General features: G+C 48.1%; 23 protein-coding genes. 16 read left to right on the plus strand and 7 right to left on the minus strand.

The genetic code is table 11. The features are described 5' to 3' along the window. Positions 1 to 17: 17 nt before the first annotated feature. The 9 genes from G9G54_RS19905 to G9G54_RS19940 all read left to right on the plus strand — a co-directional run bounded on the left by G9G54_RS19905 (position 18) and on the right by G9G54_RS19940 (position 11,588). Positions 18 to 1,994 (plus strand): cbb3-type cytochrome c oxidase subunit I, encoded by a 1,977-nt coding sequence (locus G9G54_RS19905; protein ID WP_013311982.1) that lies wholly within the window; start codon positions 18 to 20, stop codon positions 1,992 to 1,994. Then, positions 1,994 to 2,602 (plus strand): cytochrome o ubiquinol oxidase subunit III, encoded by a 609-nt coding sequence (gene cyoC, locus G9G54_RS19910; protein ID WP_023990327.1) that lies wholly within the window; start codon positions 1,994 to 1,996, stop codon positions 2,600 to 2,602. Before G9G54_RS19905 ends, cyoC begins: the two co-directional genes overlap by 1 nt. Beyond that, positions 2,603 to 2,938, plus strand: a complete 336-nt coding sequence (cyoD, locus tag G9G54_RS19915) for a cytochrome o ubiquinol oxidase subunit IV (protein ID WP_013311980.1) — start codon at positions 2,603 to 2,605, stop codon at positions 2,936 to 2,938. Between the two features lie 203 nt (positions 2,939 to 3,141). Beyond that, entirely contained in the window at positions 3,142 to 4,263 is a 1,122-nt protein-coding gene (locus G9G54_RS19920) for an NADH:flavin oxidoreductase (RefSeq protein ID WP_165179330.1), read from the plus strand. A gap of 158 nt (positions 4,264 to 4,421) precedes the next feature. After that, positions 4,422 to 4,790 carry an ArsR/SmtB family transcription factor gene (locus tag G9G54_RS19925; RefSeq protein ID WP_007432172.1) on the plus strand — a complete coding sequence of 123 codons (369 nt, stop codon included), beginning with the start codon at positions 4,422 to 4,424 and terminating at the stop codon, positions 4,788 to 4,790. Positions 4,791 to 4,976: 186 nt separating this feature from the next. Beyond that, positions 4,977 to 7,418, plus strand: coding sequence for a heavy metal translocating P-type ATPase (locus tag G9G54_RS19930; protein ID WP_165179331.1), 2,442 nt, complete (start codon positions 4,977 to 4,979; stop codon positions 7,416 to 7,418). Between the two features lie 306 nt (positions 7,419 to 7,724). Then, on the plus strand, positions 7,725 to 9,176 hold the full coding sequence (locus tag G9G54_RS19935; RefSeq protein ID WP_165179332.1) for a PEP-utilizing protein: 1,452 nt from the start codon (positions 7,725 to 7,727) through the stop codon (positions 9,174 to 9,176). 106 nt (positions 9,177 to 9,282) lie between these two features. Then, positions 9,283 to 9,531, plus strand: coding sequence for a hypothetical protein (locus G9G54_RS25820; protein WP_238808270.1), 249 nt, complete (start codon positions 9,283 to 9,285; stop codon positions 9,529 to 9,531). A gap of 74 nt (positions 9,532 to 9,605) precedes the next feature. Further along, positions 9,606 to 11,588, plus strand: a complete 1,983-nt coding sequence (locus tag G9G54_RS19940) for a heavy metal translocating P-type ATPase (RefSeq protein ID WP_342355991.1) — start codon at positions 9,606 to 9,608, stop codon at positions 11,586 to 11,588. A gap of 140 nt (positions 11,589 to 11,728) precedes the next feature. Here the strand turns inward: G9G54_RS19940 and G9G54_RS19945 are convergent, their stop codons facing one another. Continuing rightward, on the minus strand, positions 11,729 to 13,252 hold the full coding sequence (locus tag G9G54_RS19945) for a DHA2 family efflux MFS transporter permease subunit (RefSeq protein WP_165179334.1): 1,524 nt from the start codon (positions 13,250 to 13,252) through the stop codon (positions 11,729 to 11,731). A 9-nt stretch (positions 13,253 to 13,261) separates the two neighbouring features. After that, entirely contained in the window at positions 13,262 to 13,897 is a 636-nt protein-coding gene (locus G9G54_RS19950) for an HlyD family secretion protein (RefSeq protein WP_025724158.1), read from the minus strand. A gap of 132 nt (positions 13,898 to 14,029) precedes the next feature. Here G9G54_RS19950 and G9G54_RS19955 point away from each other — a divergent pair, with 132 nt between their 5' ends. Continuing rightward, positions 14,030 to 14,584 carry an NAD(P)H-dependent oxidoreductase gene (locus tag G9G54_RS19955; protein WP_061828901.1) on the plus strand — a complete coding sequence of 185 codons (555 nt, stop codon included), beginning with the start codon at positions 14,030 to 14,032 and terminating at the stop codon, positions 14,582 to 14,584. A 10-nt stretch (positions 14,585 to 14,594) separates the two neighbouring features. Next, positions 14,595 to 15,056 (plus strand): hypothetical protein, encoded by a 462-nt coding sequence (locus tag G9G54_RS19960; protein ID WP_165179335.1) that lies wholly within the window; start codon positions 14,595 to 14,597, stop codon positions 15,054 to 15,056. Between the two features lie 81 nt (positions 15,057 to 15,137). Here G9G54_RS19960 and G9G54_RS19965 read toward each other — a convergent pair whose 3' ends face one another. After that, positions 15,138 to 15,869, minus strand: coding sequence for a ZIP family metal transporter (locus G9G54_RS19965; RefSeq protein WP_061828899.1), 732 nt, complete (start codon positions 15,867 to 15,869; stop codon positions 15,138 to 15,140). 281 nt (positions 15,870 to 16,150) lie between these two features. Between G9G54_RS19965 and trxB the strand changes: the two genes are divergently transcribed. After that, positions 16,151 to 17,092 (plus strand): thioredoxin-disulfide reductase, encoded by a 942-nt coding sequence (gene trxB, locus G9G54_RS19970; protein WP_023990316.1) that lies wholly within the window; start codon positions 16,151 to 16,153, stop codon positions 17,090 to 17,092. Between the two features lie 58 nt (positions 17,093 to 17,150). After that, positions 17,151 to 17,381, plus strand: a complete 231-nt coding sequence (locus G9G54_RS19975) for a glutaredoxin family protein (RefSeq protein WP_007432162.1) — start codon at positions 17,151 to 17,153, stop codon at positions 17,379 to 17,381. A gap of 181 nt (positions 17,382 to 17,562) precedes the next feature. Here G9G54_RS19975 and G9G54_RS19980 read toward each other — a convergent pair whose 3' ends face one another. Then, positions 17,563 to 18,735 carry an ROK family transcriptional regulator gene (locus G9G54_RS19980; RefSeq protein WP_165179336.1) on the minus strand — a complete coding sequence of 391 codons (1,173 nt, stop codon included), beginning with the start codon at positions 18,733 to 18,735 and terminating at the stop codon, positions 17,563 to 17,565. Positions 18,736 to 18,869: 134 nt separating this feature from the next. On the opposite strand from G9G54_RS19980, the gene xylA reads away from it, so the two are divergent. Continuing rightward, positions 18,870 to 20,186 (plus strand): xylose isomerase, encoded by a 1,317-nt coding sequence (xylA, locus tag G9G54_RS19985; RefSeq protein ID WP_061828897.1) that lies wholly within the window; start codon positions 18,870 to 18,872, stop codon positions 20,184 to 20,186. A 57-nt stretch (positions 20,187 to 20,243) separates the two neighbouring features. Continuing rightward, positions 20,244 to 21,767, plus strand: coding sequence for a xylulokinase (gene xylB / locus G9G54_RS19990; RefSeq protein WP_165179337.1), 1,524 nt, complete (start codon positions 20,244 to 20,246; stop codon positions 21,765 to 21,767). Positions 21,768 to 21,858: 91 nt separating this feature from the next. Here the strand turns inward: xylB and G9G54_RS19995 are convergent, their stop codons facing one another. Genes G9G54_RS19995 through G9G54_RS20005 form a run of 3 tightly spaced genes read right to left on the minus strand, consistent with a single transcriptional unit; the run spans position 21,859 to position 24,317 of the window. Next, positions 21,859 to 22,035, minus strand: coding sequence for a FeoB-associated Cys-rich membrane protein (locus G9G54_RS19995; protein ID WP_081112420.1), 177 nt, complete (start codon positions 22,033 to 22,035; stop codon positions 21,859 to 21,861). Between the two features lie 36 nt (positions 22,036 to 22,071). After that, positions 22,072 to 24,081, minus strand: coding sequence for a ferrous iron transport protein B (feoB, locus tag G9G54_RS20000; RefSeq protein ID WP_165179338.1), 2,010 nt, complete (start codon positions 24,079 to 24,081; stop codon positions 22,072 to 22,074). Next, positions 24,072 to 24,317, minus strand: a complete 246-nt coding sequence (locus G9G54_RS20005; protein WP_016820309.1) for a FeoA family protein — start codon at positions 24,315 to 24,317, stop codon at positions 24,072 to 24,074. Before G9G54_RS20005 ends, feoB begins: the two co-directional genes overlap by 10 nt. A gap of 279 nt (positions 24,318 to 24,596) precedes the next feature. On the opposite strand from G9G54_RS20005, the gene G9G54_RS20010 reads away from it, so the two are divergent. Beyond that, complete coding sequence (locus tag G9G54_RS20010; RefSeq protein ID WP_165179339.1) at positions 24,597 to 25,724, plus strand: transglutaminase domain-containing protein; 1,128 nt, start codon at positions 24,597 to 24,599, stop codon at positions 25,722 to 25,724. Positions 25,725 to 25,747 lie beyond the last annotated feature (23 nt).

Genomic DNA, 25,747 nt, shown 5'->3' on the forward strand with positions numbered 1-25,747 from the left:
AGGGAAGGAGGCCCCCAATGCTTGACAAAATAAAAGAGTTTGCATCCACTTTCTTCGTTACTGGAGATCCGATGATCTATGGAGCGGACGTCTCCATCGCATTGGCAACAATCGGGATCGTGTTTGTGCTCACTTATTTCAAAAAATGGGGCTGGCTTTGGAAAAACTGGTTGACTACCGTTGACCATAAAAAAGTCGGTATTATGTATATTCTTGCGGCCATCTTGATGTTATTCCGCGGAGGCGTGGATGCATTATTGATGCGTGTTCAACTGGCTACACCGGATGTTACACTACTGCATCCTGAGCATTACAACCAGATTTTCACAACACATGGCACGATCATGATCCTGTTTATGGCGATGCCGTTGATGTTTGGTTTGTTTAACATTGCCGTACCCCTTCAAATTGGTGCGCGCGACGTTGCGTTCCCTTTCCTGAACGCATTGAGCTTCTGGCTTTTCTTTATGGGAGCGATGTTGTTCAACCTGTCCTTCGTTATCGGTGGTTCGCCAGACGCAGGTTGGTTGAGTTATCCACCGCTTTCAGAACTGCAATTTAGTCCTGGCGTCGGTCAGAACTTCTATATCTGGGGTATTCAGATTTCGGGTATAGGTTCATTGGCTACGGGTATCAACTTTATTGTTACTATTATTAAAATGCGTGCACCTGGTATGACTTGGATGAAAATGCCTGTCTTTACGTGGTCCGTATTTTCGTCATGTGTTATTATCATTTTCGCATTCCCGATTCTGACGGTTACTTTGGCATTGCTGTTCCTTGACCGCTTCGGAGGAGGACACTTCTTTACGCTTGATTTCGGCGGTAACCCGATGATGTATATCAACTTGATCTGGATGTGGGGTCACCCTGAGGTATACATTGTAGTTTTGCCTGCCTTCGGTATTTATTCCGAGGTTATCAGCGTATTCTCCAAAAAGAAATTGTTTGGATACAAGTCCATGGTTTACGCCATGTTCATTATTGCGATCTTGTCCTTCTTCACCTGGGCGCATCACTTCTTCACGATGGGATCAGGAGCAGATGTTAATGCATTCTTTGCGATTTCGACGATGGTTATCGCAATACCGACAGGGGTTAAAGTATTTAACTGGCTGTTCACGATGTATCGGGGTAAGATTACATTCAAGACTCCTATGATGTGGTCAATTGCTTTTATTCCGAACTTCTTGATTGCTGGTTTGACGGGCGTCATGTTGTCTGTAGCGCCTGCTGACTTCCAGTTCCATAACAGTTACTTCCTGATCGCTCACTTTCACTCCGCTCTGATTGGTGGTGTAGTGTTCGGTTACTTGGCAGGTCTGTACTATTGGTGGCCTAAAATGTTCGGTTTCACATTGCCTGAAACGCCTGGTAAATGGGCTTTCTGGTTCTGGAACATCGGTTTCTATGTATGTTTTATTCCGCAATATTCTCTCGGTCTGATGGGTATGACGCGTCGTCTGAGCACTTACGGCTGGGATACCGGCTGGCAGCCGCTTAACCTCGTTTCGACCGTTGGGGCATTTTTGATGGGGATTGGTTTCTTGTTCCAGGTTCTTCAAATTCTTTTGGGCATCAAGAATTACCGTAAGCTGAAGGATACAACAGGCGATCCTTGGGGTGGCCATACGTTGGAATGGTCGATTCCTTCACCTGCACCGGAGTACAATTTTGCTACCATTCCACAAGTAGAAGAACGTGATGACTGGTGGGCAGAAAAAGATAAACGTGCAAAAGGTATTTTCAGAAAGCAACCGCCAATTGAAGCGATTCATATGCCGAAGAACTCGGCGATTCCATTCATTATGTCGGTATTCTTTTTCATTGCAGGTTTCGGGTTCGTATTCGGATGGTCGTTCTTCTATATTCCAGGACTGATCGGTGTGGCAATTTGTATGATTTGCCGTTCGTTCTTCTCCTATGATGGCGACTACTATATCCCTGCGGATGAAGTAAAACGCACGGAAGCGGCAATAAGGGGGTCTGTATAATGGCACAAGCTGCAGCACACCAAAGCCATGATCATGACCACGGGCATCACGATCCGCAAGAATTGAAGATGCTTGGTTTTTGGATTTTCCTCGTAACGGACGTAATCCTGTTCAGTACCTTGTTCGCAACCTTCGTCGTCCTTCGGAACAACACAGCCGGAGGACCGGGTGGCGCAGAGCTGTTTAACATGACGGGCGTTATTATTGAAACGTTCCTCTTGCTCACGAGCAGCTTCACAAGTGGTCTGGCTGTGTTGGCCATGAACAAAGGAAGCATGAAGGGATTAATTAACTGGTTAATCGTGACGGCGATCCTGGGTCTTGGTTTTATCGGTTTTGAGGTTTACGAGTTTGTTGAGTTGGTACACGAAGGAGCCAATTTTGGAACCAGTGCGTTCTTGTCGGCATTCTTCACTTTAGTCGGAACGCACGGACTTCACGTTTCGTTAGGTCTGGTTTGGATGATTGGACTCATGTTCCAGTTGAAAAAACGCGGGCTTACACCAGAGACGAAGGGGAAAGTTTCCGCATTGAGCTTGTACTGGCACTTTTTGGACGCTGTCTGGATCTTCTTGCTGACAGTCGTCTATTTGATGGGGGTGATGTAGATGGCACAGCATCAAACAGGAGCGGGTTCGCATGGTCATGATGATTCTCACGGTTCAGTGAAATCCTATGTTATCGGGTTTATTCTGTCCATCGTACTGACCATCATTCCTCTCGGTGTGGTTATGAATCATATGTTGAGCCGCACTTCGACCATGGTTGTTATTTTAGCCGCGGCAGTGCTGCAATTTCTGGTTCAGCTTTTCTTCTTCATGCACATTCGTGAGAGCAATGGACCGCGCTGGAATGTCATGACTTTGATTTTCGGGGTAGTTATCCTGTTGACTGTTGTTGGTGGTTCTGTATGGATTATGGAATACAACATGGTAGCACACTAATAAGTCGAAATTTTTGCAAAATCACTCAAGTACAAACGAATTAGGAAAGAGGAAGCGGACTTAGAGCCGCTTCTTCTTTTTTTGTGTAGCTTATTAAAATAAAAACTGTGGCTTCTTGAACTCAAGTTTACATATGTGTAAAATGGAATTGTATAACAGTAGAGTGAAAACGATAATACTAGTGGAGAGCGGAGGAAAAAGTAATGAACACAGAATTACTGTTTAAACCTTTTAAGTTAGGTAATTTATCTCTTCCCAATCGGATTGTTATGGCGCCAATGACACGGAATTTTTCTCCTCAAGGTATTCCAGGGCCTGACGTGGCTGCGTATTATCGTCGCCGTGCCGAAAATGCAGTTGGATTGATTATTACAGAGGGGACTGCTATTAATCATCCCGCAGCTGTGGAGCACACAAGCATTCCTAATTTTTATGGTGAGGGATTAAAGGGGTGGGCCAAGGTAGTTGAGGAGGTTCATGCGGTAGGTGGCAAGATTATACCGCAGCTCTGGCATGTGGGTGCGGCCCGTAAAATAGGTGCAGATAATCAACCGAATCCCGAGGCATTGCCTGTCGGTCCATCCGGTATCTCTCCCGCCGGCGAAAAGGTGGTTGAGCCATTGACGGAGGCTGAGATTGCGGATATTATTTCAGCTTATGCACAGGCCGCTGCCGATGCCCAGCGAGTGGGTTTTGACGGTATTGAGCTTCATGGAGCACATGGCTATTTAATCGATCAATTTTTCTGGGACAAAACCAATAAGCGCACCGACCAATACGGAGGCAACTTGGTCCAGCGTACTCGGTTTGCGGTGGAGGTCATTGAGGCTTGTCGTCGTGCAGTAGGACCGAATTTCCCAATTGTATTGCGATTCTCCCAGTGGAAGATGTACCATTATGAAGAAAAGCTGGCCCAAACACCACAGGAACTTGAACAGTTTCTCACTCCATTAGTGAAGGCCGGGGTGGATGTATTCCATTGCTCAAGCCGCCGTTTTTGGGAACCGGAATTTGAAGGGTCTGATCTAAACCTGGCAGCTTGGACCAAAAAGATAACAGGCAAGCCAGTGATTACTGTGGGCTCGATTGGTTTGGAGAAGGCGTTTTTGAGTGATTTGGAAAATAATAATCGTCAAACCGATCAATCCAGTAGTGTAGAGGCAAGATTAGAACAACTCGTGGGGCAAGTAGAACGAGAGGAAGCTGATCTGGTTGCGGTTGGACGTGCTTTGCTGGTTGATCCAGCGTTTGCGGTGAAGTTACGTGATCAACAAATAGATGAAATTATTCCTTACAGTGATGAAGTATTAAAAACGTTGAATTAAGCTTTATTAAGCTCTAAGTAGTGTAAAGCTGTAGTGTTAGGCAAGCATTGAGACTTGGAAGTTTTCTGTTACAGGGCAAGCTGTAATATAAGCTATTCGTAAACTCTACGAATTTGCTATAATAGGAGCATCAAGTCGAAATACACGGGGTGAAAAGGATGAATTCTGAAACGGAAGCTTTGGATTGCGAGCCGGCTTGTCACGGTTCAGATCAGGAAATTGAGCGCATAAAATCTTCCCTTGTTGAGGATTCCATCGCATACAAAATGTCGGAGCTGTTCAAAGCACTGGGTGACCCGACACGAATCAAGCTGATTTATGCCCTGGCACAAAAAGAACTGTGTGTTCATGATCTGACCCAGGTGTTGAACATGGGACAATCTGCGGTATCCCACCAGCTTCGTTATTTGCGCAACCTGCGTATTGTCAAACGACGCAAAGAAGGCAAGACGGTGTTTTATTCACTGGATGATAATCATGTGGAGCAGATCTTTTTGCAAACCCATCAGCACATATCACATCAATAATTTTTGGGATAAAACAACAGAGGGCGCCAAGCGATTGGCGCTCTTTTGGCGTTTGTCCGTTGAATTCGATTTTTTTGTTAAAAAGGGCTATAGTCATTGACTTTTGACCCTGATCCTGAATATAATGGCCTTAACAAATAATATATGAACAGTTGCTCATATATAGTTAATTGGAGGCCAATGATTATGGATGCTCTAAAAAGAACGGAACGGCATGAATGGATTTTGGAAGGTTTGGATTGCGCCAACTGTGCTCTAAAGATTGAAAATGGAGTCAGTAAAATAGAAGGGGTCCTGGATTGCTCGGTCAATTTTGTTACGAAAACGTTGACGATGACCACAAGTTCGGATCAAAAAGAAGAGGTTTTTCGCCAGACTGAACGGAAGGTTCAAAGACTCGAGCCGCATGTTCGAATGGTTGTGAAAAATGCTCGTGGCCGCCTGCATGAAGACAGTCGAAGCAATGCTGGTGCAGTACAGTCAGACTGCACAGATGATTGTGCATGCGGTCATAAACATCATAGTGAAGGTGAAGGGCATACACACGAGGTCGAGCAGCATGCGGCTCACAGCCACGCTGATCATCATCATGGAGCACATGGCAAGCAAGCCCATACGCACGATGGACACAACCACGGCGATCATGGACACGAGCATCACAACCACCATGCAGAGCACGAACATGGTGAAGCCAACCACGCTCATTCACATTCGCATGGAGATGATGGCCACGCTGGGCATACGCATGATCACGGTACGGACGGTATGCGCCGCATGATTGCGCGTTTGGCTATTGGTGCGGTCGTTGCGGCTATTGCCTGGTGGTTACCTGTCGAAGGTGTAGGCAAGCTGGCCCTATTTTTACTGGCATATATCATCGTTGGCGGTGATGTTGTCTTGCAGGCTGCACGCAGTTTAGTGCGTGGAATGGCCTTTGACGAATACTTCCTGATGACGCTGGCTACAGTTGGTGCATTTGCGATTGGGGAATACCCGGAAGGCGTAGCTGTCATGTTCTTTTATCAAATCGGAGAGCTGTTTCAAGGCATTGCAGTTAACCGTTCTCGTAAATCCATCAGTGATCTGATGGATATTAGACCGGACTATGCCAACCTGAAGACGGCTGAGTCCTTATGGAGAGTGTCCCCAGAAGACGTTCGCATTGGGGATTTGATTGTAATTAAGCCGGGCGAGAAGATCCCGCTGGATGGTAAGGTTATAGATGGTAAATCGCATGTGGATACCTCTGCGTTGACTGGTGAATCCGTGCCTCGTACCGTAGAGCCGGGAAGCAACGTGTTGAGTGGATTTATCAATACGAACGGACTTCTAACGGTAGAGGTTAGCAAAGAATTTAGTGAATCGGCGGTCTCGAAAATTTTGGAATTAGTGCAAAATGCGAGTGCCAAAAAAGCGCCGACTGAAAAGTTTATCACGAAATTTTCCAGATACTATACTCCAGTAGTGGTTATTGTAGCGCTGTTGTTGGCGGTTGTTCCACCGCTTGTTGTGCCGGGTGCACATTTTGCAGATTGGGTATACCGTGCGCTTGTTTTCCTCGTTATTTCTTGTCCTTGTGCGCTGGTAGTATCCATTCCACTGGGCTTCTTTGGGGGAATTGGGGCAGCCTCCCGTTCAGGTGTCCTGATCAAGGGCGGGAACTATCTTGAAGCTCTGAATCATGTGAAATACGCTGTTTTTGATAAAACAGGCACACTCACAAAAGGTGTTTTCCGTGTAACAGGGATTTATCCTGCCGGAGATTTTACAAACGAAACCTTGCTCGAAACCGCCGCTTTGGCCGAGCTGCATTCCACACATCCTATTGCTGCTTCTCTGCGTGAATCCTACGGTAATGAACTCAGAGCAGAACGGGTTCAGCAATATAGTGAAATATCCGGTCACGGGATTCAGGCACAAATTGACGGTCGTCTGGTATCAGCCGGGAACGTCAAGCTGATGGAGCGGGAGCATGTGGCTTTTAACGTGGCGCAGCAAGCAGGGACGCTGGATGAAGGAACGGTCGTACATGTGGCTGTAGACGGAACGTATGCCGGGTGCATTCTGATTTCGGATGAGGTTAAGGAAGACGCAGCCCAAACGGTTGCTTCACTGAAAAAGTTGGGTGTGGTGAAAACCATCATGCTGACGGGTGACAATCGGACTGTTGCCGAGGCCGTAGGACGACAGTTGGGTTTGGATGAAGTACGGGCAGAACTGTTACCTCAGCACAAAGCCGAAGCCATCGAGCAGTTGTCTGCAAGTAAAAAAACGAGCGACAAAATTTTGTTCGTAGGCGATGGAATTAATGATACACCCGTACTGGCGCTGGCAGATGTCGGTGTAGCGATGGGCGGTTTGGGATCGGATGCTGCGATTGAGGCGGCAGATATCGTAATCATGAACGACGAGCCTTCAAGGCTGGTTACGGCGATCCATATCGCCAAGCGCACACGTCGTATCGTATGGCAAAACATTATATTTGCGCTAGGTGTCAAAGCGGTTTTTCTTACGCTGGGAGCATTCGGTATTGCTACGATGTGGGAGGCTGTATTTTCCGATGTAGGTGTAACATTGCTAGCCGTATTGAATGTGATGCGTGTATTGAAGGTTCGTTCTTACGAGTAAAAAAATAAACACCCCCGGGTTAACATCGGATGTAGGCATCCTGTGAAGACCGGGGGTGTTTATTTTATTGGTTCCTTTTTCGAGTGGTCTTGTACCAGCAGGATAGAGATTTATTTTGGGATGTAGGGTAGTTGTGCCGAAATGTATAAATGTGTGGCGTGCCTAATACGTTAAGGTAGGGGCTTTACAAGTAAGGCCCATGTAAGATTCGGTTGCTCCATAATGAGTAAGCGTTTTCTTTATTTGGAGGGGTACTCGAATTTGTGTGTGCCAACTTGCTGACGGAAGAAAGGATGGATTAATAGCATGGAGGCTAAACTGATGCATGTATTCGCAGAGCTGTTGGGTGGCAAAAATAGCCGGGATCTCAAAGTTCCAGAGCCGGGTATGGAGGCTGCTGCACAGAGGTTGGCTATGGAGACGCTAAAGGCAGGCAGCCATGAAGCATCTGCTACGCAGGAGGAAGATCCGTTGGGCTGGCTGGTTGGTTTAGCTGAGCAGGGCGTAATCAGTCGAGCAGAGGCTTTGATGGCTGCGAATCCGGAATTACTTGAGGAAACGATGCTAAATAACGGCAACGATATTGGGCAAGCAATGGGCACACTCCTAAAATGGAGCGATGAATACAGGCGCACCTCCATACGGATTTATGCCGATGCTCCTGCAAGTTTGAGTCGTATAAGCACAGAGACAGCATCAGAAATAGGCAGTTATGACGGTTATAGTCTTCTGCATGGTCCCTTGTCACTGGCATCTGGCCGTGTAGGGAAACTATGCTATGCCTATCTGGACGTAGCAGCGTCTGGACAGACGATTCATGCCCCTGACGGGGAGCCCGATCCCATCCTTATTCCCGGTTCACGTGCATCTGACACGTACAAAACCTTTAACCAGGCATCTGGCCTGCCTGGATTGTGTGAGCATTTGTCCCGTCGAATTATCAGTTTGCTGGAAACACAATATGAAAGCTTATTCGAGTCTTTGAACGGATCACCACTCACTATAGCCCTAATTGAGCAGAACAATGCAGTGGGTATTGGAAGCTTGCAAGATATGCAGCTGGAGGCATTACTGCGTGCGGCGTTGCGGAGCGTGCGGCAGGGGGGAGAACCCAAGCTGGAGATTATAGTGCGCAATCCGGCTGACGTGGACGAATTCCGGGCAACGCGAGACTGGATTGACGGCGTTGCAGAGCAGACTTTATGCGGGCGTCTTCGGTGCATTCCATATCGGGTAGGTGTGCTTTTGACAGTTGACCCGTCTTTGGTGCCTAACGTAAGCCAAACAGGGAACAGGCAAGCCGCACGGTCGGGGGAGTCAGCCAATTCCAATAACATGTCCGAAGTGAGCGTACGACAGATCAAGCAGGTAGCTCAAGCTGCAGATCTGGCACGTTTTGCCGATACGGTCATCTTAGAAGTCATACCAACTTCATCCGATGGCATTAGGGCTGAGGATCAGTTGATTCCATCCGGTGTCGATGGTCATGAGAATAATAGTGATACGATAAAATGCATAATGGAAGCTGTTCGACGTGTAAAGCCTGAGCTTCCTTTATGGGTAGCAATAGATGAAATTAACCATTCTCTGGATAGAATTTCGATCTTGGAGAATGAGTTGACGGGGGTCATTTGCCCGGACACAGCGGTTCCCACTGCACGCCTTGCGGCTGCGCGTTTGGGATTGCAACAGCCCGCAGATCGTCAGCACACTTCAGGAACTGCACACAATCATGCGTGGAAGTTTCCTTTAGCCTGAAGATAAGCGGAATTCTTGTAATAGAGGATTTTGCAAAAATCCAATAAGCGACTTTCAATGAACAATATATAGATCGAAATGGTCTAGTTCGTCTATATATTGCACTTTGGAGCGATTGGAATCGAATTTTGCAAATCCTGAATCGGATGCTTTAAATATGGAGGATACCTGCGGTGTTTGTGCGGGTATCTTTTTTTATTTAGGCCATTGCTGGTTTACAAGTGGAAAAGAAAAGGTATATAATAAAACAAAAGTTTCGCTAATCCAAAATAATTGTATAGATGCAAAAATGATTATCATTCTCATTGTCAAACATGCTGCTTCGGACTTCCCGAAGCAGCATGTGCTATTTTAGGGCACTTAACAATGGATATCATTCTCAATGAAATGCTAGTACAAGGAACAAAATATGGAAAGGAACGTGACATGATGCAAGCTGCTCAACGATTACAAGATACATTGTCTCCCTCTAACCGAACCCTTTCAAAAAACAGTGGCAGCGGACGACCCGGTCCGAATCGCAAGCCGCAATTTCAGCTTAAAAGCATGCTGAAAAATAAGGAGATGCAAGCTGCTCTAGGTAGTGGATTGCTGATGCTGATGGCATGGGGAGTCTCACATTGGTGGCAATGGCTATCGGTCATTCTGTATGTAGTGTCCTATGCCCTTGGGGGCTGGTCCAAAGCCAGAGAAGGGGTCGAAACACTGATCCGAGAACATGATCTGGATGTTAATCTGCTCATGATCGCTGCCTCCCTAGGAGCTGCGGCCATTGGCTATTGGAATGAAGGAGCCATGCTGATCTTTATTTTTGCACTCAGCGGTGCGCTGGAGAGCTATACCACCGAGCGTAGTAGTAAGGATATTTCTGAGCTCATGGCGTTGAAGCCGGAAACGGCTTTGCGCTTGTCTCGCGAGGGGACGGAAACAGTCGGCATTGAGCAACTGTTGCCAGGCGACCTGCTGCTGGTGAAGCCGGGCGAACTGATTCCGGCGGACGGCCGAATCTCCAAGGGCATTTCGGCAGTGAATCAGGCATCTATTACCGGTGAGTCTGTTCCGGTAAATAAGGTGGAAGGTGACGAAGTATATGCCGGCACCATCAATGGAGAAGGCGTGCTATATGTAGAGGTTAGTCAGTCCTCAGAGGACACTTTATTTTCAAAAATCATTCGTATGGTGGAAGAGGCCCAGACCGAAGTTCCCGATTCCCAGCGGTTTATTAAAACGTTCGAATCGGTGTACGCCCGAATTGTTGTTGCTGTCACGCTGATCGTCATTGCCGGTGCACCCATAGCATTAGGCTGGACGTGGGCAGCAGCGTTCTACAAGGCTATGGTGTTCCTCGTCGTGGCCTCACCCTGTGCGCTCGTGTCATCCATTATGCCAGTGATGCTATCGGCCATTTCCAACCGTGCCCGACGAGGCATCCTGTTCAAAGGTGGTGCACATGTGGAGAATATGGCATTGACTTCTGTTGTTGCTTTTGACAAAACAGGCACGTTAACGATGGGGTCACCTGTCGTCACGGACTGGATTACCGCCGCAGAATACGATGCCGATGAGCTATTGCACATTGTTGCTACAATTGAAAGTTATTCTTTGCATCCGCTGGCGCGAGCGATTGTAACCAAAGCGGAAGCTGAATTGGGACAGAGAGATCTTCTCCCAACCGAGCAAGTGCAGGCACTCACCGGATGGGGAATGGAAGGCATCATAGGCGGGGTGAAGTGGAAAATCGGTCGTACAAATGTACTGGATGGACCTGGTTCTCTGGCAGAGCCAGATTGGATGGAGAGTCGGGCCCGGCTGGAAGCTGAGGGCAAAACCGTATCCATTATCCTCGCGGATGATCAGATTGCCGGGATGCTGGCACTACGCGACGAGCTGCGTCCGCAGGCCCAAGAGTCCGTGAAACGTCTGCAAGCGCAGGGGATCCGGGTCGTCATGCTGACCGGAGACCGCCCAGAAACGGCTGCTGTGATCGCGGAGCAGGCCGGAGTCGACGCCGTATATGCTGGCTTAATGCCGGAGGACAAAGTCAGCCATATTCGCATGCTGCGGGAGCAGTACGGGCATGTCGTCATGGTCGGCGACGGTGTGAATGACGCTCCAGCGTTGACTGCGGCAACCGTAGGACTAGGCATGGGGATGCATGGCAGCGGAGCAGCGCTAGAGGTCGCTGACGTGGTATTGATGAACGATGGAATCGAGGAGATCGCTCCGACGATAGCACTGGCGCGCAAGGCGCAGCGGGTGGTCAAACAAAATATGATCTTCGCGGTAAGTGTCATTTTGCTGCTTGTGATCAGCAACTTTGTGCAAGATATAGCCCTGCCATTTGGGGTGATTGGGCATGAAGGCAGCACATTATTTGTCATTTTGAATGGCCTGCGCTTATTGCGGTCATAGGACTAATAATCACAGATGACAAACAGGAAGGAGCATTCATACCTCTTAAAATCCAAGGGGTGAATGCTCCTTCTTTTACAGTACCAGCCTGTCTGAAAGGCAAGTTCATCTTATACCTCTTGTTCGCCAACGCTGTACGTCTATCTTCGGCGCGGCGTAGACCGTCGCAAGAACAAGGAAAACAATAGCCCCGCTAGTGCAATCCCTGTAGCAATAATGAAGGCATCATTAATGCCATGGATCGTTGATTCTGTAACGGCACTTCGGTACACCTGTTGTAGCGCCAACGATGAACCACTTTCTGTTGAAATGCTCGCTGTTTGCGCGAGGGTTTGTCCCAACTGTGCTACCCCTTCGGTTAAAGGAACATTGGCGGTGGTAGCGACATTCGCATAATCCGCTACATGAATCGTGGTCCGGCTACTCATTACAGTTATGAGCCAAGCGGTACCGATAGACCCGGCAATTTGCCGTACTGTATTGGACATGGCTGTACCATGGCTGCCGAGATGGGGAGGCAGCTGGTTTAACCCTTCTGTCTGGACGGACATCATCAGCAATGACATTCCGAAGCTGCGAATCGTATAGATGATCATAATATGTCCGTAGGTGGTGGCATCGGTCAGCAGACTGAATTCCCATGTCGTGACTGCCGTAATAATCAGTCCAATGATCGCCAACGGCCTTGCGCCTATACGGTCAAATACTGCCCCTGATATCGGTGACATCACACCCATCAGCAGTGCACCCGGCAACAGCAGCAGACCGGATTGGAGCGGTGTAAAGCCGCGTATATTTTGCAAATAGATCGGTAGCAGCAGCATCCCGCCAAACATCGTCATGTTGACGGTAGCCCCAACTAAGGTCGATACAGTAAAAATATCATATTTAAACACACGGAACTCCAGCATCGGCTGTACCATATTCAGCTCGCGCACGATAAACAATACAATAAACACAACCCCGGCAGCGAGTGTAAGTATTACCGTATTGCTATCCCAGCCCTTGTCTCCAGCTGAACTAAAGCCATACAGCAGGAAGCCAAAGCCCAGTGTGGAAAAAATGGTTCCCAACAGATCAAAGTTCGGTTTCGTTAGCTTGGATACATTTTTGAGCCAGCGTATGGCAAACAGAATATCAATGATTGCCAGCGGAATCACCAGCAAAAATAGCAGTCGCCAGCTGTAATGCTCCACAATCCAGCCGGATAAAGTTGGTCCAATCGCCGGGGCAAACATCATGGCGATCCCCATGGTACCCATGGCGGCGCCCCGTTTTTCCGGAGGAAACACAGTCAGGAACACGTTCATGACTACAGGCATGATAATGCCTGCTCCGCTGGCCTGAATAACTCGTCCAACCAGCATAGGCGCAAAGCCGGTACTGGCAGCACAGACGACAGATCCAGCAGTAAATAACCCCATCGCGGAGATGAATAGCGCACGTGTTCCGAATGACTCAATCAGAAAAGCAGTGATAGGAATCAAAATCCCGTTGGTTAGCATATATCCGGTGGATAGCCATTGAACGGTTGTTGCAGATACATTAAAATCATTCATTAAATGTGGAATGGCCACGTTGAGCAGCGTTTGATTCAAAATCGAAATGAAGGCGCCTAGCAGCAGCACGGACAGAATACGTCCGACGGACATTTTTTGATCCATGACAGCCTCCTACTTGTGAACTCTGATGGTCGCACTCATTCCCGGGATAATACCCAGCCCCTTGTAACCTTGAATGGAAATATTGACAGGCACGACCTGTGTCACCTTGGTATAGTTGGCAGTGGTGTTAGAAGTGGGCAGTAGTGAAAAAGTTGATGCGGTCGCCAGGCCGATCTTTTCGAGTTTACCGCTCAGGGACGTATCCGGGTAAGCATCAATATATACATCTACCGTCTGTCCTACTTGAAGATCTTGTACAGCCGTTTCGTCAATATTGGCGGTAATCCATAAATTGTTTAGATCAAAAGCCTTCGCTAAGGGTGTGCCTGCCCCAACAATCGAGTTGTTGACTGCAGATTGCTGTACGATGGTACCATCGGTTGGAATCGTAACGCTAATTCGGCTTCCTCCCCCTTCTACATTACCAAGCGTGCTTCCAGCGGTGTAGGTCTTACCAACTTCAGCATTCCAGCCTGTGAGTTTGCCAGCGCCTGGAGAGGCAACGGTAACTGCTTGTCCGCTCACTTGGGCATTATCGGTTTTTATGTAGTTGGCGGATTGATTGTAGTAATAGGCGGCGGCTCCGCCACCTGCCAGAATAATGATAATAACTAGCAGGTTGACTAATATGGCGCGTGAATTCATGTTTACATGCCTCCCTAGTTCTTGGATTTTCAAAGTATGCGTCAAATAATTCATAATATTCAGATGGGTTTTGGGCAAGGTTAAGAGCGCATGCGAAAAAGATGATTTTGCTGACAAAGGATGATGCGCATAATGACGACCAGAATCATGATTGTATATGACAGTGAAAATGGGCATACCGAACGTCTCGCTCGCTCGATCGCAGAAGGAGCGCACCTTGAGCATACGGAAGTGTTGTTAAAGCATGTAAATGAGGCCGATGTGAATGAACTAGTGAGTGTGGATGCCATTATATGGGGTTGCCCGGGCCATTTTGGTACCATCAGCAGTGGTCTGAAAAGCTGGATTGATAAGCTGGGGTATCTGTGGGCGCAGGGCAAGCTGGTGGATAAAATCGGCGCTGTGTTTTGCACAACCGCTACCGTTCATGGTGGATTGGAATCTACGCTTCTGAATTTGATTACTCCGATGCTTCATCAAGGTATGATTATTGTAGGACTGCCCGCTAATATTACGGAAAATGCATTATACGGCTCCTATTACGGCGTAGGGGTAACATGTCCAGTGGAGACAGACCCCAATGGTCCGCCTAATCTTCCAACGGGTGATGATCTTGCACTAGGTCGTTCTTTGGGTAAACGGGTCGCTGAGATAGCGGGACGGTACCGTAGCGCTGAAAGAGAATAGGAGGCTACCGATGACCATTGCTTTTATCGTAGTAGCTGCGGTTGCCTTTATTTTTTTGCTGGTATTTAATACAAAGATGACGCGCAAATCCTCTCCCAAAACTCGCCCCACGGAAGAGGAGTCACGGCAAAGAAGCAAACGTCCTTATCCTGTACAGGTGGAACCCGAGGCACGTGAAAGGATAGATTCTACGCGAGAGAGGCCGCATAAGGATATCGACGTCGAAGAACATCATGCGGAGGAACAACACAAGGTGCCTGATATCCAGACGGATAAGAAGGTAGAAAAGGATCGCGAGAATATCAAAGATGCTTACGGGGATCAGGATTATCGTGCGGCTTTACGTGGCTTTGCCGGAAAGAACGAAGAAAAGGATGGGCGTTCGCAAATACCCAATGAAGAGAATGAGACTCACAAAAGTGAGGACGAGCAGTACCGCGAAGCACTGCGCTCCATGAACCGGAAAAAATGAGGTATCTACGTTTGAACATGCCAAAAAGGCTGCTTTTCTGTCTGGATTACAGGCAAAAGGCAGCCTTTTTGTGTTGCTCGGCTATAGCCATTCGGTTAGCCCAATCATCGTAATTAAGCCGAGAATAAAAGAGAATGTGGCGATCCGCTGGTTGCCATCCCCGTGACTCTCGGGAATCAATTCCTTGTAGACGATAAACATCATGGCTCCGGCGGCAAAAGCAAGGCCGTAAGGTACCAGTCCGTTCACCCAGCTGCTCAAATAAAACCCGATCAGACTCGTTATGATTTCCACGGCTCCGGTGAGAGTAGCAATGCCCAAGGCCTTGAAACGGCCAATGTTTTGATTCACAAGGAATAACGCTACGATAAAGCCTTCCGGGGCATTTTGCAGGCCGATAGAGAAGGCGATCAGATTGCCGAGATTTTGAGTCTCACTCGCATAGCTGACTCCAACAGAGAGTCCTTCTGGCAAATTGTGCAATGTAATAGCTGCGATAATGAGAAAAGATTTGGACTCCAGTTGAAAGGTCTTGGAGTCTGGGTCCTCCAAATCCGCATGGGGAATGTACATTTCCATCACCAGTAATACGAGACAGCCGAGCAGGATTCCCGCAGTCAGCACGAACCAATTGGAATGCTGGATTGCTTCGGGAATGAGGTTATACACGGATGCAGAGGTCATAATTCCTGCGGCATAAGCCAACAGAACATCGCGAAGCCGATGCGTGATATTGCGCATAAACAGTATGGGCACGGCGCCGAGTCCAGTGGACAGGGCAGAAATAAAGCTACCTAAAAAAACGTCATTCATAATGGGGATAATCCCTCCATACCTGATTTATCTTTATACTTCGCTTCATGAAAACTTCATTTGACTGTTTACAGCTATTTCCGCATAATGAAATTAGGATTTAGAATCAGTCTAAGTCATAAGAAGCTACAAAACAAGTGATTCGTTTTTGCAATATCCGGGTGTCCACATTTTGGGATAAGCTTCTGGTGGAATTACTTTTAGAGTATATGCAGCTGCCCAGCGCCCGGTGCCGAAAACTCGTTATATAATACTTATGATATTTTAGGAGGAACCAAGATATGTACAAGTCCATTATTATAGGTACCGGCCCTGCTGGTTTGACCGCTGCAATTTATCTGGCACGCGCTAACATGAGCCCACTGGTGATCGAAGGACCACAGCCGGGCGGACAATTAACTACGACTACGGAAGTCGAAAATTTCCCAGGTTTTCCTGAAGGAATCATGGGACCCGATTTGATGGATAATATGCGTAAGCAAGCGGAGCGTTTTGGCGCTGAATTCCGCACAGGCTGGGTAAACAAAGTAGACACAACGGCTCGTCCATTTACATTGGATGTAGAAGGTTTGGGTGAACTGGTTACTGATACGCTGATTATTTCCACGGGGGCGACTGCCAAATATCTAGGTATTCCCGGTGAACAGGATAATATCGGACGTGGCGTAAGCACTTGCGCAACATGCGACGGCTTCTTTTTCCGTGGCAAAGAAATTGTTGTTATCGGCGGTGGAGACTCTGCATTGGAAGAAGCCAATTTCCTGACTCGATTTGCCTCTAAAGTGACATTGGTGCATCGTCGTGAAGAAATGCGCGCCTCCAAAATTATGCAGGATCGTGCTCGTGCGAACAACAAAATTGAATGGGCGCTTAATCGTACTCCTGTAGAAGTGATTGCGGACGAGAATGGAGTCACTGGCTTGAAAGTACTGAATAATGCAACAGGTGAAGAGGAAATCATTACAGTTAGCGGCGTATTCGTGGCGATTGGTCATCATCCGAATACAGGCTTCCTTGAGGGACAAATTACAACGGATGCGAACGGTTATATCGTCGTAAATCCGGGTACTTCTGAAACAAACGTGCCTGGCGTATTCGCTTGTGGTGACGTACAGGATACTCGCTACAGACAAGCGATTACCGCAGCAGGTAGTGGCTGCATGGCTGCTATGGACAGCGAGAAGTACATTGAAAGCCTGGAGCACAGCGCACTGGCCCTGTAATGATCCTTGGAAATATGAATAAATATGTTGTAACAAAATAAATGATGAGGTGATATTCATGGAAAAAGCAATAGTATACACATCTACAAACTGCCCGCATTGCCGTCAAGTAAAAAGCTATTTGAGTGAAAAAGGCGTAGAGTACGAAGAACGCAACATTGAAACCAATGAAGCTTTTGCACAAGAGGTTTGGGATATGGGCATTCGTGCCGTTCCATTGACTTTGATCGGAGAAGAACGTATTTCCGGTATGAACAAAACCAAGTTTGAAAAAGTATTGAACGCTTAATCCAACCTAAGAGCAGACGACGGTCCTGTGGATCGTTATAGGGTATAGATAAGGCCTCCATCGCAGTTACATACTGCGGAGGGGGCCTTTTTATAAGTCCCTAATCTTTTTTATAGGATTTTGCAAAATTCCGAGAAAAGTGGGCGTACAGGAACCTAAGTGTTCCCGTATGCTTTTTTTCTTATAAAGACACGCGTACTCGCCCCAGAAAAGGAGCTGTCGCTGCATAGGCGGCACCTAGCATCGTCGAACGGCTGCCAAGCGTGGAGAAACGAATCTGTAGTTGCCGACGGTGATAGGGCAGGGCACGTTCGTCAATCACATCACGCATGCTTTGTTCCAACCAAGGTCTGGCTTCCGCCAGTGGACCGCCGATGATAAGCATCCCGGGGTTGAGGCTGTTCACAATGTTGGTAATACCCACACCCAAATATCGCCCAATATCATCAAGTACGCTTAATGTACTAGCTTCACCTTGCTGAGCAAATGGCAGTAATTCCGCTGTATTATGTGCAGGCAGTTTCAATGTGGATGCTGAATACGCCTTCTCCGACGCATATAACTCCCAGCAGCCACGACTACCACAGGAGCAGAGCCGTCCGTTCCAATCAATGGTCATATGACCCGTCTCTCCGGCGTACCCCCAAGCTCCTTGATACGGTTTGCCATCAATGATAATCCCGGCTCCGATCCCGGACCCTGCACTGATGTAAACCAGATCCCGCACCTGCTGTCGGTGATCGCCGTCCATCCCATAGTACAACTCGCCCTGTGCGCCGACGTTAGCTTCGTTATCCACTACGACGGGCAGACATAGCTCGGCCTCAAGTTGCTGCCGCAGCGGAACCTCTTCCCAGCCCAGATTGGGTGCGAACAAAACGGTTCCGGTTTCATCCACCATACCCGGCACCCCCAGCCCAATGCCGACAATACCGTGAGGGGAGGGAGGAGTGGCCTGCATGAGCTCCTGAACGAGCTTTCGAATCTGTTCCATAACAAAGGCGGGATCATGCTGATTTAGGGAAAGGGTAAGCTCAGTTTCAATGGTACCTGACAGATCAGTTAGAGCGCCCTTGATGTACTGTACGCTCACCTCAATACCGAGAACAAAGCCTGCACGGCTGTTGAATAGCAGCATTAAAGGCTTACGCCCGCCGCTGGATTCCCCTAATCCCGTCTCATACACAAGTCCATCAGTGATGAGCTCTGCCACTAGATTGGAAACGGTGGCCTTGTTTAATCCAGTTTGACTGGATAACTGTGCCCGGGATAGCGGAGCATGAAGGCGAATACGCTCCAGCACAATGGATTTATTTAGCTTTTTGACAAGCGCCTGATCGCCAGTGACATTCATGGTTAATTCACTTCCTGTTGGTGTAATTCCTAATATTATATCATAAAAACAAACTTAGTTTAAGCAATAGACAAAGTCTTTTGGCTGTGCTAGAATCGTTTTTGTAAACGTTTACTACAAAGGAGGAACTTATAATGGCTTATTTCGAACAGGTATCTAAAATTAACTTTGAGGGCAAGCAATCCGACAATCCTTTTGCGTTCAAATTTTATAATCCACAGGAAATTGTAGCGGGAAAAACGATGGAGGAGCATTTGCGTTTTAGCATGGCCTATTGGCATACACTGGTTGCAGGCGGCTCCGATCCTTTTGGTGTAGAAACAGCGGAACGTCCATGGTCCAAGTTTACCGGGCTGGATTTGGCAAAGGCACGTGTGGAGGCTGCCTTTGAGCTGCTGGATAAGCTGAATTTACCTTATTTTGCTTTTCATGATGTGGATATTGCACCAGAAGGCGCGTCATTGAAGGAATTTTACAGCAATCTGGATACCATCGTGGATCTGATTGAGGAACATATGAAAGCTACAGGGAAAAAACTGCTGTGGAACACAGCAAACATGTTTAGCCATCCACGTTATTTGCATGGGGCTGCGTCGACTTGCAATGCAGATGTATACGCACACGCAGCTGCTCAGATTAAAAAAGGACTGGAAGTGGGCAAACGTCTGGGCGCAGATAACTATGTTTTCTGGGGAGGCCGTGAAGGCTACGAAACACTGCTGAACACGGATTTGAAGCTGGAGCAGGACAATTTGGGACGTATGTTCCATATGGCCGTAGACTATGCGCGTGAAATTGGCTTTGACGCTCAGTTCCTGATTGAGCCAAAACCGAAGGAGCCAACGAAGCATCAGTATGATTTTGATGCGGCGACGACGATTGCCTTCCTGCAAAAATATGATCTGGATCAGCATTTCAAGCTTAATCTGGAAGCTAATCATGCAACTTTGGCGGGTCATACTTTTGATCATGAAGTACGTGTAGCACGGATTAACGGCATGCTGGGATCACTGGATGCAAATCAGGGAGATTTGCTGCTGGGCTGGGATACGGACGAATTCCCGGTTGATCTGTATGATGCCACACTAACCATGTATGAAGTGCTGCAAAATGAAGGCTTGGGCCGTGGCGGTATCAACTTTGATGCCAAGGTGCGCAGAGCATCATTTGAGCCGGAAGACTTGTTCCTTGCGCACATCGCAGGTATGGATACGTATGCGAAGGGGTTGAAGGTAGCTGCCAAACTGATCGAGGATCGTGTGTTTGAAGACTTTATTGAGAAGCGCTACAGTAGCTTTAAAGAAGGTATTGGAGCAGACATCGTATCTGGAAAAGCAACGCTTGCTTCTCTGGCTGAATATGCTCTGGCGAACGAAGCACCACGTAAAAACGTATCCGGTCGTCAGGAATATCTGAAAGCAACATTAAATCAATACATTTTGGCTGACTAATACCAGGACTTATATATGAAATAACGGCTGCACGATGACAAGGAAGGAGGAACTCCAATGCAGGAGAAGCTAAATCAGGAGCAGGAACGCTATGTCATTGGCGTAGATTTGGGTACCAGTGCGGTCAAAACGGTGCTGGTTAACCGCAAAGGGCAGGTGGCCTATGAAACCTCCCAGTCTTATCCGCTCCATCAGCCGAAGGCAGGGCATAGCGAACAGCACCCTGAGGACTGGGTCAGTGGCACGTTAGCATCACTGAAACAGCTTGTGGAGAAGGCTGGAATCGGCGGCACAGATGCTGTGGACGGTATTAGCTTTTCGGGACAGATGCATGGGCTTGTGCTGACTGACAAGGAAGGCCAAGTGCTTCGTCCAGCTATTCTGTGGAATGACACGCGTACAACAGCACAATGCCGTCGTATTGAAGAAAAGCTCGGATCGGAGCTGCTGAACATCGCACGTAATCGCGCGCTGGAAGGCTTCACGCTACCCAAGCTGCTGTGGGTGCAGGAGCATGAGCCAGATGTGCTGGCCCGTGCGGCACATTTTATGCTGCCCAAGGATTATGTGCGCTACTGTCTGACAGGAGAGCTGGCGACGGAGTATTCGGATGCGGCGGGCACGCTGCTGCTGGATATTGCGAACAAGCAGTGGAGCGAAGAGATCGCTGCCGCGTTTGACCTACCGTTGTCGCTGTTCCCGCCGCTGGTGGAATCCTTTGATCAGACGGGTACGTTACTGCCGGAGATTGCGGAGCAGAGCGGGCTTTCGCCTGAAACGAAGGTCTTTGCAGGTGGTGCGGACAACGCATGTGGCGCGATTGGCGCTGGCATTTTAAGCGAAGGCCGCACCCTGTGCAGCATCGGCACCTCAGGGGTTGTACTTTCCTATGAGGAACGCAAGGATATTGATGTGCAGGGACGGGCACATTTTTTTAATCATAGTGAGCAGGATGCTTATTATATTATGGGGGTTACGCTCGCGGCCGGATACAGCTTGACTTGGTTTAAGGATACCTTTGCACCAGAGCATTCTTTTGATGCACTGTTGGCAGATGTGAACTCTATTGAACCAGGCAGCCGAGGGCTGCTGTTCACGCCTTATATCGTCGGCGAGCGTACACCTCATCCAGATGCAACCATTCGAGGCAGCTTTATCGGGATGGATGCGGGGCATAAGCTTGCGCATTTTACACGAGCGGTGCTGGAGGGAATTACGTTTTCGCTCAAGGAATCCATTGATATTCTGAGAGGAACGGGCAAAACGGTGAATGAAGTGATTTCCATCGGCGGCGGTGCGCGTAATGAGGCATGGCTGCAAATGCAGGCAGATATTTTTAACGCGGATATCATCAAGCTGGAAAGCGAACAGGGACCTGCCTTGGGGGCGGCCATGCTGGCTGCTTATGGTAGCGGCTGGTTTGAATCTCTGCAAGCGTGCGCTGAAGCTTTTCTGCGTGAAGCAGCGAGATATTCCCCGAACCCGGAACGTGTGGCACAGTATGAAGGCCTATACGAGCTGTACCGTGAAGTTTACTTGCACACGCGAGAGCTAAGTGAGCATTTGGCAGTATATCGGTGAATACGGTGAGCTTTAAGCGTAAATAAGAAGCGGCTTCGGGTGTAAGAAACCCCCGAAAGCCGCTTTTTTCATGTAATGATGAGTTTTTGAATTAAATACTTTTCTTGATTTTCGCATGATCTTCATTCATAGAACTCACGGCACAGCCAGGACATGACTTGCTCGACGAACACCCCGCACAGGCGCCTTGACGGCTTTTTCGCAAAAATCGTACCAGCACCCATGCACTATAACCGAGGATCGCCAATAAAATGATGATATTGATCATGGAATTCACTTCCTTTTATTTACTATAGGGCCTGACTTAACCCCAACCTAATAATCTGCCACATTGATAGATCAAAACGGCGATGATGTATGCGACGGTCAAAGGATAGATCACAGAAAATGCGGTCCAACGCCACGAAAGGGTTTCTTTACGAATGACCGCTACCGTAGCCAGACACGGAACATACAGCAGAATGAACACCATAAAGCTAAAAGAGGCAAGCGGTGTAAAGGCCTGTCTGACTTGTAGTTCAAGTCCCTGCATATCGGGAACGTGGTAAATAATATTCATCGTTGATACGACAACTTCCTTGGCCATAAAGCCTGTGAGCAGGGAAGCTCCTGCTTGCCAGGTGCCAAAACCGAGAGGGGCCAGTAATGGAGCGAACCAACCCCCAACAGTGGCAAGTAGGCTGTCATTCATTTCTGCCCCGAAGCCCTGCGGACCGAAATTGGACAAGAGCCAGATGCCAACGGAACCTGCAAGAATAATGGTTCCGGCTTTACGGACGAAGCCTTTGACCTTCTCCCATGTGCTGCGGAATAGTGTAAGAGCCTGCGGCACTCGATAGGGAGGAAGTTCCACGATGAATAGGGAGGGCTCACCCGACAAAATGGATACTTTGGAAAAAATTTTGGCAAGTATAAGTGAAACGATGATTCCTAACACATACATCAGCATGATAATGCTTGCCGCATGTGTTGGGAAAAACACACCCGCAAACAACGCATATACCGGCAGGCGGGCTGAACACGACATAAAGGGCACCAGCAACGTGGTAATGAGACGTTCTCTGGGCTGTTCAATGGTGCGTGCCGCCATAATCGCAGGGACATTGCAGCCAAATCCGATGATGAAGGGAATGAAGCTTTTCCCGTTCAAGCCAACGGCTTGCATCAGGCGATCCATGAGTATCGTGACCCGTGCCATATAACCAGAGTCTTCGATCACTGAAATTATCAGAAATAAAATAGCAATTTGAGGCAGAAAAACAAGCACACCCCCGACTCCAGCCACGATGCCGTCCACGACTAGACTTTGCGTAAAAGCAGACGCGTTCAAGTGAACGAGTAACTCAGAAATCCAAGTGCTGAGTGTCCCTGAAAAAAATCCATCCAGCATATCTGAAAGGATCGTACCCGCCCAATCGAAGGTGAACTTGAAGGTAGCGTACATCAACAGCAAAAAGATCGGAATCCCCAGATATCGGTGAGTTAATAGTGAATCCAGCCTATCCGTCAAGCTGTGCGGTCTGAGTTTGGAGGTGTCGAGTGCCTTGGTGCACAGATCAGCAATCCATGCTGTTCGTACAGAACGAATATGCTGAGCAGGGGTGATGGCATGGCCTTCACCGAGAAGTTCTTCCTCGCAACGGTGGATGCGTGCAGTTACTTGTTCACGCTGTACCTCATTCGTCATCCATTCCATGACGACAGGATTGCCTTCCAGACATTGCAGTGCGGCCCACCGCAGTTGCGGCACAGGTGCATTTGGCAGCAAGTCGCAAATATCGGTAATAGCAGCTTCAACGGTAGGGCCGTAGTCCAATTGAAAAGCATTGGATGTACGTCTTACCTCCCGAAGAGAAGCGAGCATTTGCTTACTTCCACTGCCTGTACGCGCCACCATAGGAATGATGGGAACGTTCAATTGATCGGCTAACAATTCCTTGTTTACACGAAGACCCGTGGCATCGGCTACGTCAGTCATGTTTAAGCCAAGTACAAGCGGACGGGCATACTCCAGTAGTTGTACGGTCAGATAGAGATTACGTTGGAGCTGGGAGGCATCCACAATGTTGATCAGGGCCGTAGGAGGTTCTTCCAGCAAATATCGAGTTGCGACACCTTCATCCAGCGAAAGAGGGAGTAAAGAGTAGGCGCCCGGCAAATCCACCAATACGGCAGACTTGTCACGCAGGATTCCTGTTTTCTTTTCCACTGTGACGCCGGACCAGTTTCCTACTTCTGCATACGTACGAGTCAGCTTGTTAAATAATGAGGTTTTTCCTGTGTTGGGATTACCGAATAGAGCGATCATGTCCATGTTGGAACAACCTCCAGTTGTTTCACCTGATTTTGGCGAAGGCCGACCAGCTGGCCGTTGCATTCAATGACAATAGGACCGCCCAATAAACTGATTTTTTTTAACCGTATGATGGAACCTTCGTTAATGCCCATGTCTGTTAAGCGGCGGCGCAATGAGGGATGAAGAGGGGCGAGAGATTGCAAACGCACAGTCTGACCCAGTGGCGTACGAAGGAGTGAGATACATTCTGGCATGGTGCTCAGCCTTTCTGATCTAGAATGAGAATCAATATCATTTACTTCCGATGCCAGTACCATATCATGAGGAAATCTAGATTGCTGTGATAAAACTCTCTACGAACGACATGTTTGCTCATTATCCGATCTTTATATAGCCGAGTATGATGTCACAACCTGTCTTGAACTGCACCCTTACTCGTCTGCAACCGACAAAACTAGAGCGTTTGGGGCAACTGTTTTTATGGTAAGATATAGCTGTTTACAACTATGCTAAGAAGGGCAGGAACGCTCTGTATGAACAGAAAAATCGGGGTTAGGCTTGTAAAATGTCTGGTTGCGGGTGCAGCGCTGGCTGTGTTGCTGCCGCAGGCTGTGGAGTGGGGCAGCAATGTGTATGCGACGTCGGTTAAGCCGGCTCCATCCGTATCATCGCAGCAGCTTCAGAACAAGCTTTTACAGGCAATGGCTACGCGGAGTGAAACGCTGACCTTTACATATCAGGGGCGAGTGAACGGTCTCAAGCAGCAATTACAGACGGCCATCCAACAGGCCATGGAGAGCGATCCGTATGTGAATTATACGATCAAAAGCTACGCATTCAGCTATACAGGCACAACGACCTCCGCTCAGGTTACGATTCGTTTAAGCTACCGGGAGACAAAGGAACAGACAGCATATGTGGATAGCACAGTTAAAGCGGTGCTGGGGGATATTATTACGAAGGGAATGACGGATCATGAGAAGGTAAAGGCCATTCATGATTGGATCGTCGTTCGTCTGAAGTATGATGAAGCACAGCAAAAGTACACAGCCTATGATGGCCTGAAAACGGGAAGCACGGTCTGTCAGGGTTATTCACTGCTGGCCTATAAAATGCTGGAACGTGCAGGCATTACGAACCGGATTGTGGAAGGAAGAGCAGGGGGCCAGCTGCATGCATGGAATCTGGTTTTATTAGATGGTCGATGGTATCACATGGATACGACATGGGATGATCCAACCCCGGATCGCGCGAACGAGGTAAGCACTTCATATTATCTGCTGACGGATACCGAAATGCGGCGGGATCACTCATGGGTTAAGCCGTATCCTCAAGCGAATACATCGTATCGGGAAACCTTATCAGCACTCGTAACTGCCGGAGGATCAAAGGCTGCTGTGTATCAAAAACTGTACAATACCCTCGAATATCCGCTGCAAGACGGCAAGGGTCTGGTTAAATCATCCGCCGACATTAAGGAACAGGTACGTAAGATTGTAAATAAGGGAGGGACGACACTTACCTTTGCCTATCAGGGAACGGAGCGAAGTCTCAAGGAGGATTTACAATCCTTATATCAACTCGGTTTGAAATCCATTTCCTATCAGATTACGGATCTAGGAAGTACCGGCAATCTTCGTGTAACCCTGAAATGGACCTAATCATCTTGCTGTAAAAAGCTACA

Origin of the sequence: Paenibacillus sp. EKM212P (assembly GCF_011066115.1) — a bacterium.
GTDB lineage: Bacteria > Bacillota > Bacilli > Paenibacillales > Paenibacillaceae > Paenibacillus > Paenibacillus polymyxa_B.

Coding starts and splice junctions, on each gene's coding strand:
- trxB (WP_023990316.1), top strand. CDS start 16,151: ATGTACAAGTCCATTATTATAGGTACCGGCCCTGCTGGTTTGACCGCT.
- feoB (WP_165179338.1), bottom strand. CDS start 24,081: ATGGACATGATCGCTCTATTCGGTAATCCCAACACAGGAAAAACCTCA.
- G9G54_RS19955 (WP_061828901.1), top strand. CDS start 14,030: ATGACGACCAGAATCATGATTGTATATGACAGTGAAAATGGGCATACC.
- G9G54_RS19930 (WP_165179331.1), top strand. CDS start 4,977: ATGGATGCTCTAAAAAGAACGGAACGGCATGAATGGATTTTGGAAGGT.
- G9G54_RS19935 (WP_165179332.1), top strand. CDS start 7,725: ATGGAGGCTAAACTGATGCATGTATTCGCAGAGCTGTTGGGTGGCAAA.
- G9G54_RS19940 (WP_342355991.1), top strand. CDS start 9,606: ATGCAAGCTGCTCAACGATTACAAGATACATTGTCTCCCTCTAACCGA.
- G9G54_RS19960 (WP_165179335.1), top strand. CDS start 14,595: ATGACCATTGCTTTTATCGTAGTAGCTGCGGTTGCCTTTATTTTTTTG.
- G9G54_RS19975 (WP_007432162.1), top strand. CDS start 17,151: ATGGAAAAAGCAATAGTATACACATCTACAAACTGCCCGCATTGCCGT.
- G9G54_RS19950 (WP_025724158.1), bottom strand. CDS start 13,897: ATGAATTCACGCGCCATATTAGTCAACCTGCTAGTTATTATCATTATT.
- G9G54_RS19905 (WP_013311982.1), top strand. CDS start 18: ATGCTTGACAAAATAAAAGAGTTTGCATCCACTTTCTTCGTTACTGGA.
- G9G54_RS20010 (WP_165179339.1), top strand. CDS start 24,597: ATGAACAGAAAAATCGGGGTTAGGCTTGTAAAATGTCTGGTTGCGGGT.
- G9G54_RS19945 (WP_165179334.1), bottom strand. CDS start 13,252: ATGGATCAAAAAATGTCCGTCGGACGTATTCTGTCCGTGCTGCTGCTA.
- cyoC (WP_023990327.1), top strand. CDS start 1,994: ATGGCACAAGCTGCAGCACACCAAAGCCATGATCATGACCACGGGCAT.
- xylA (WP_061828897.1), top strand. CDS start 18,870: ATGGCTTATTTCGAACAGGTATCTAAAATTAACTTTGAGGGCAAGCAA.
- G9G54_RS19920 (WP_165179330.1), top strand. CDS start 3,142: ATGAACACAGAATTACTGTTTAAACCTTTTAAGTTAGGTAATTTATCT.
- G9G54_RS19925 (WP_007432172.1), top strand. CDS start 4,422: ATGAATTCTGAAACGGAAGCTTTGGATTGCGAGCCGGCTTGTCACGGT.
- G9G54_RS20005 (WP_016820309.1), bottom strand. CDS start 24,317: ATGCCAGAATGTATCTCACTCCTTCGTACGCCACTGGGTCAGACTGTG.
- G9G54_RS19980 (WP_165179336.1), bottom strand. CDS start 18,735: ATGAATGTCACTGGCGATCAGGCGCTTGTCAAAAAGCTAAATAAATCC.
- cyoD (WP_013311980.1), top strand. CDS start 2,603: ATGGCACAGCATCAAACAGGAGCGGGTTCGCATGGTCATGATGATTCT.
- G9G54_RS19995 (WP_081112420.1), bottom strand. CDS start 22,035: ATGATCAATATCATCATTTTATTGGCGATCCTCGGTTATAGTGCATGG.
- G9G54_RS19965 (WP_061828899.1), bottom strand. CDS start 15,869: ATGAATGACGTTTTTTTAGGTAGCTTTATTTCTGCCCTGTCCACTGGA.
- xylB (WP_165179337.1), top strand. CDS start 20,244: ATGCAGGAGAAGCTAAATCAGGAGCAGGAACGCTATGTCATTGGCGTA.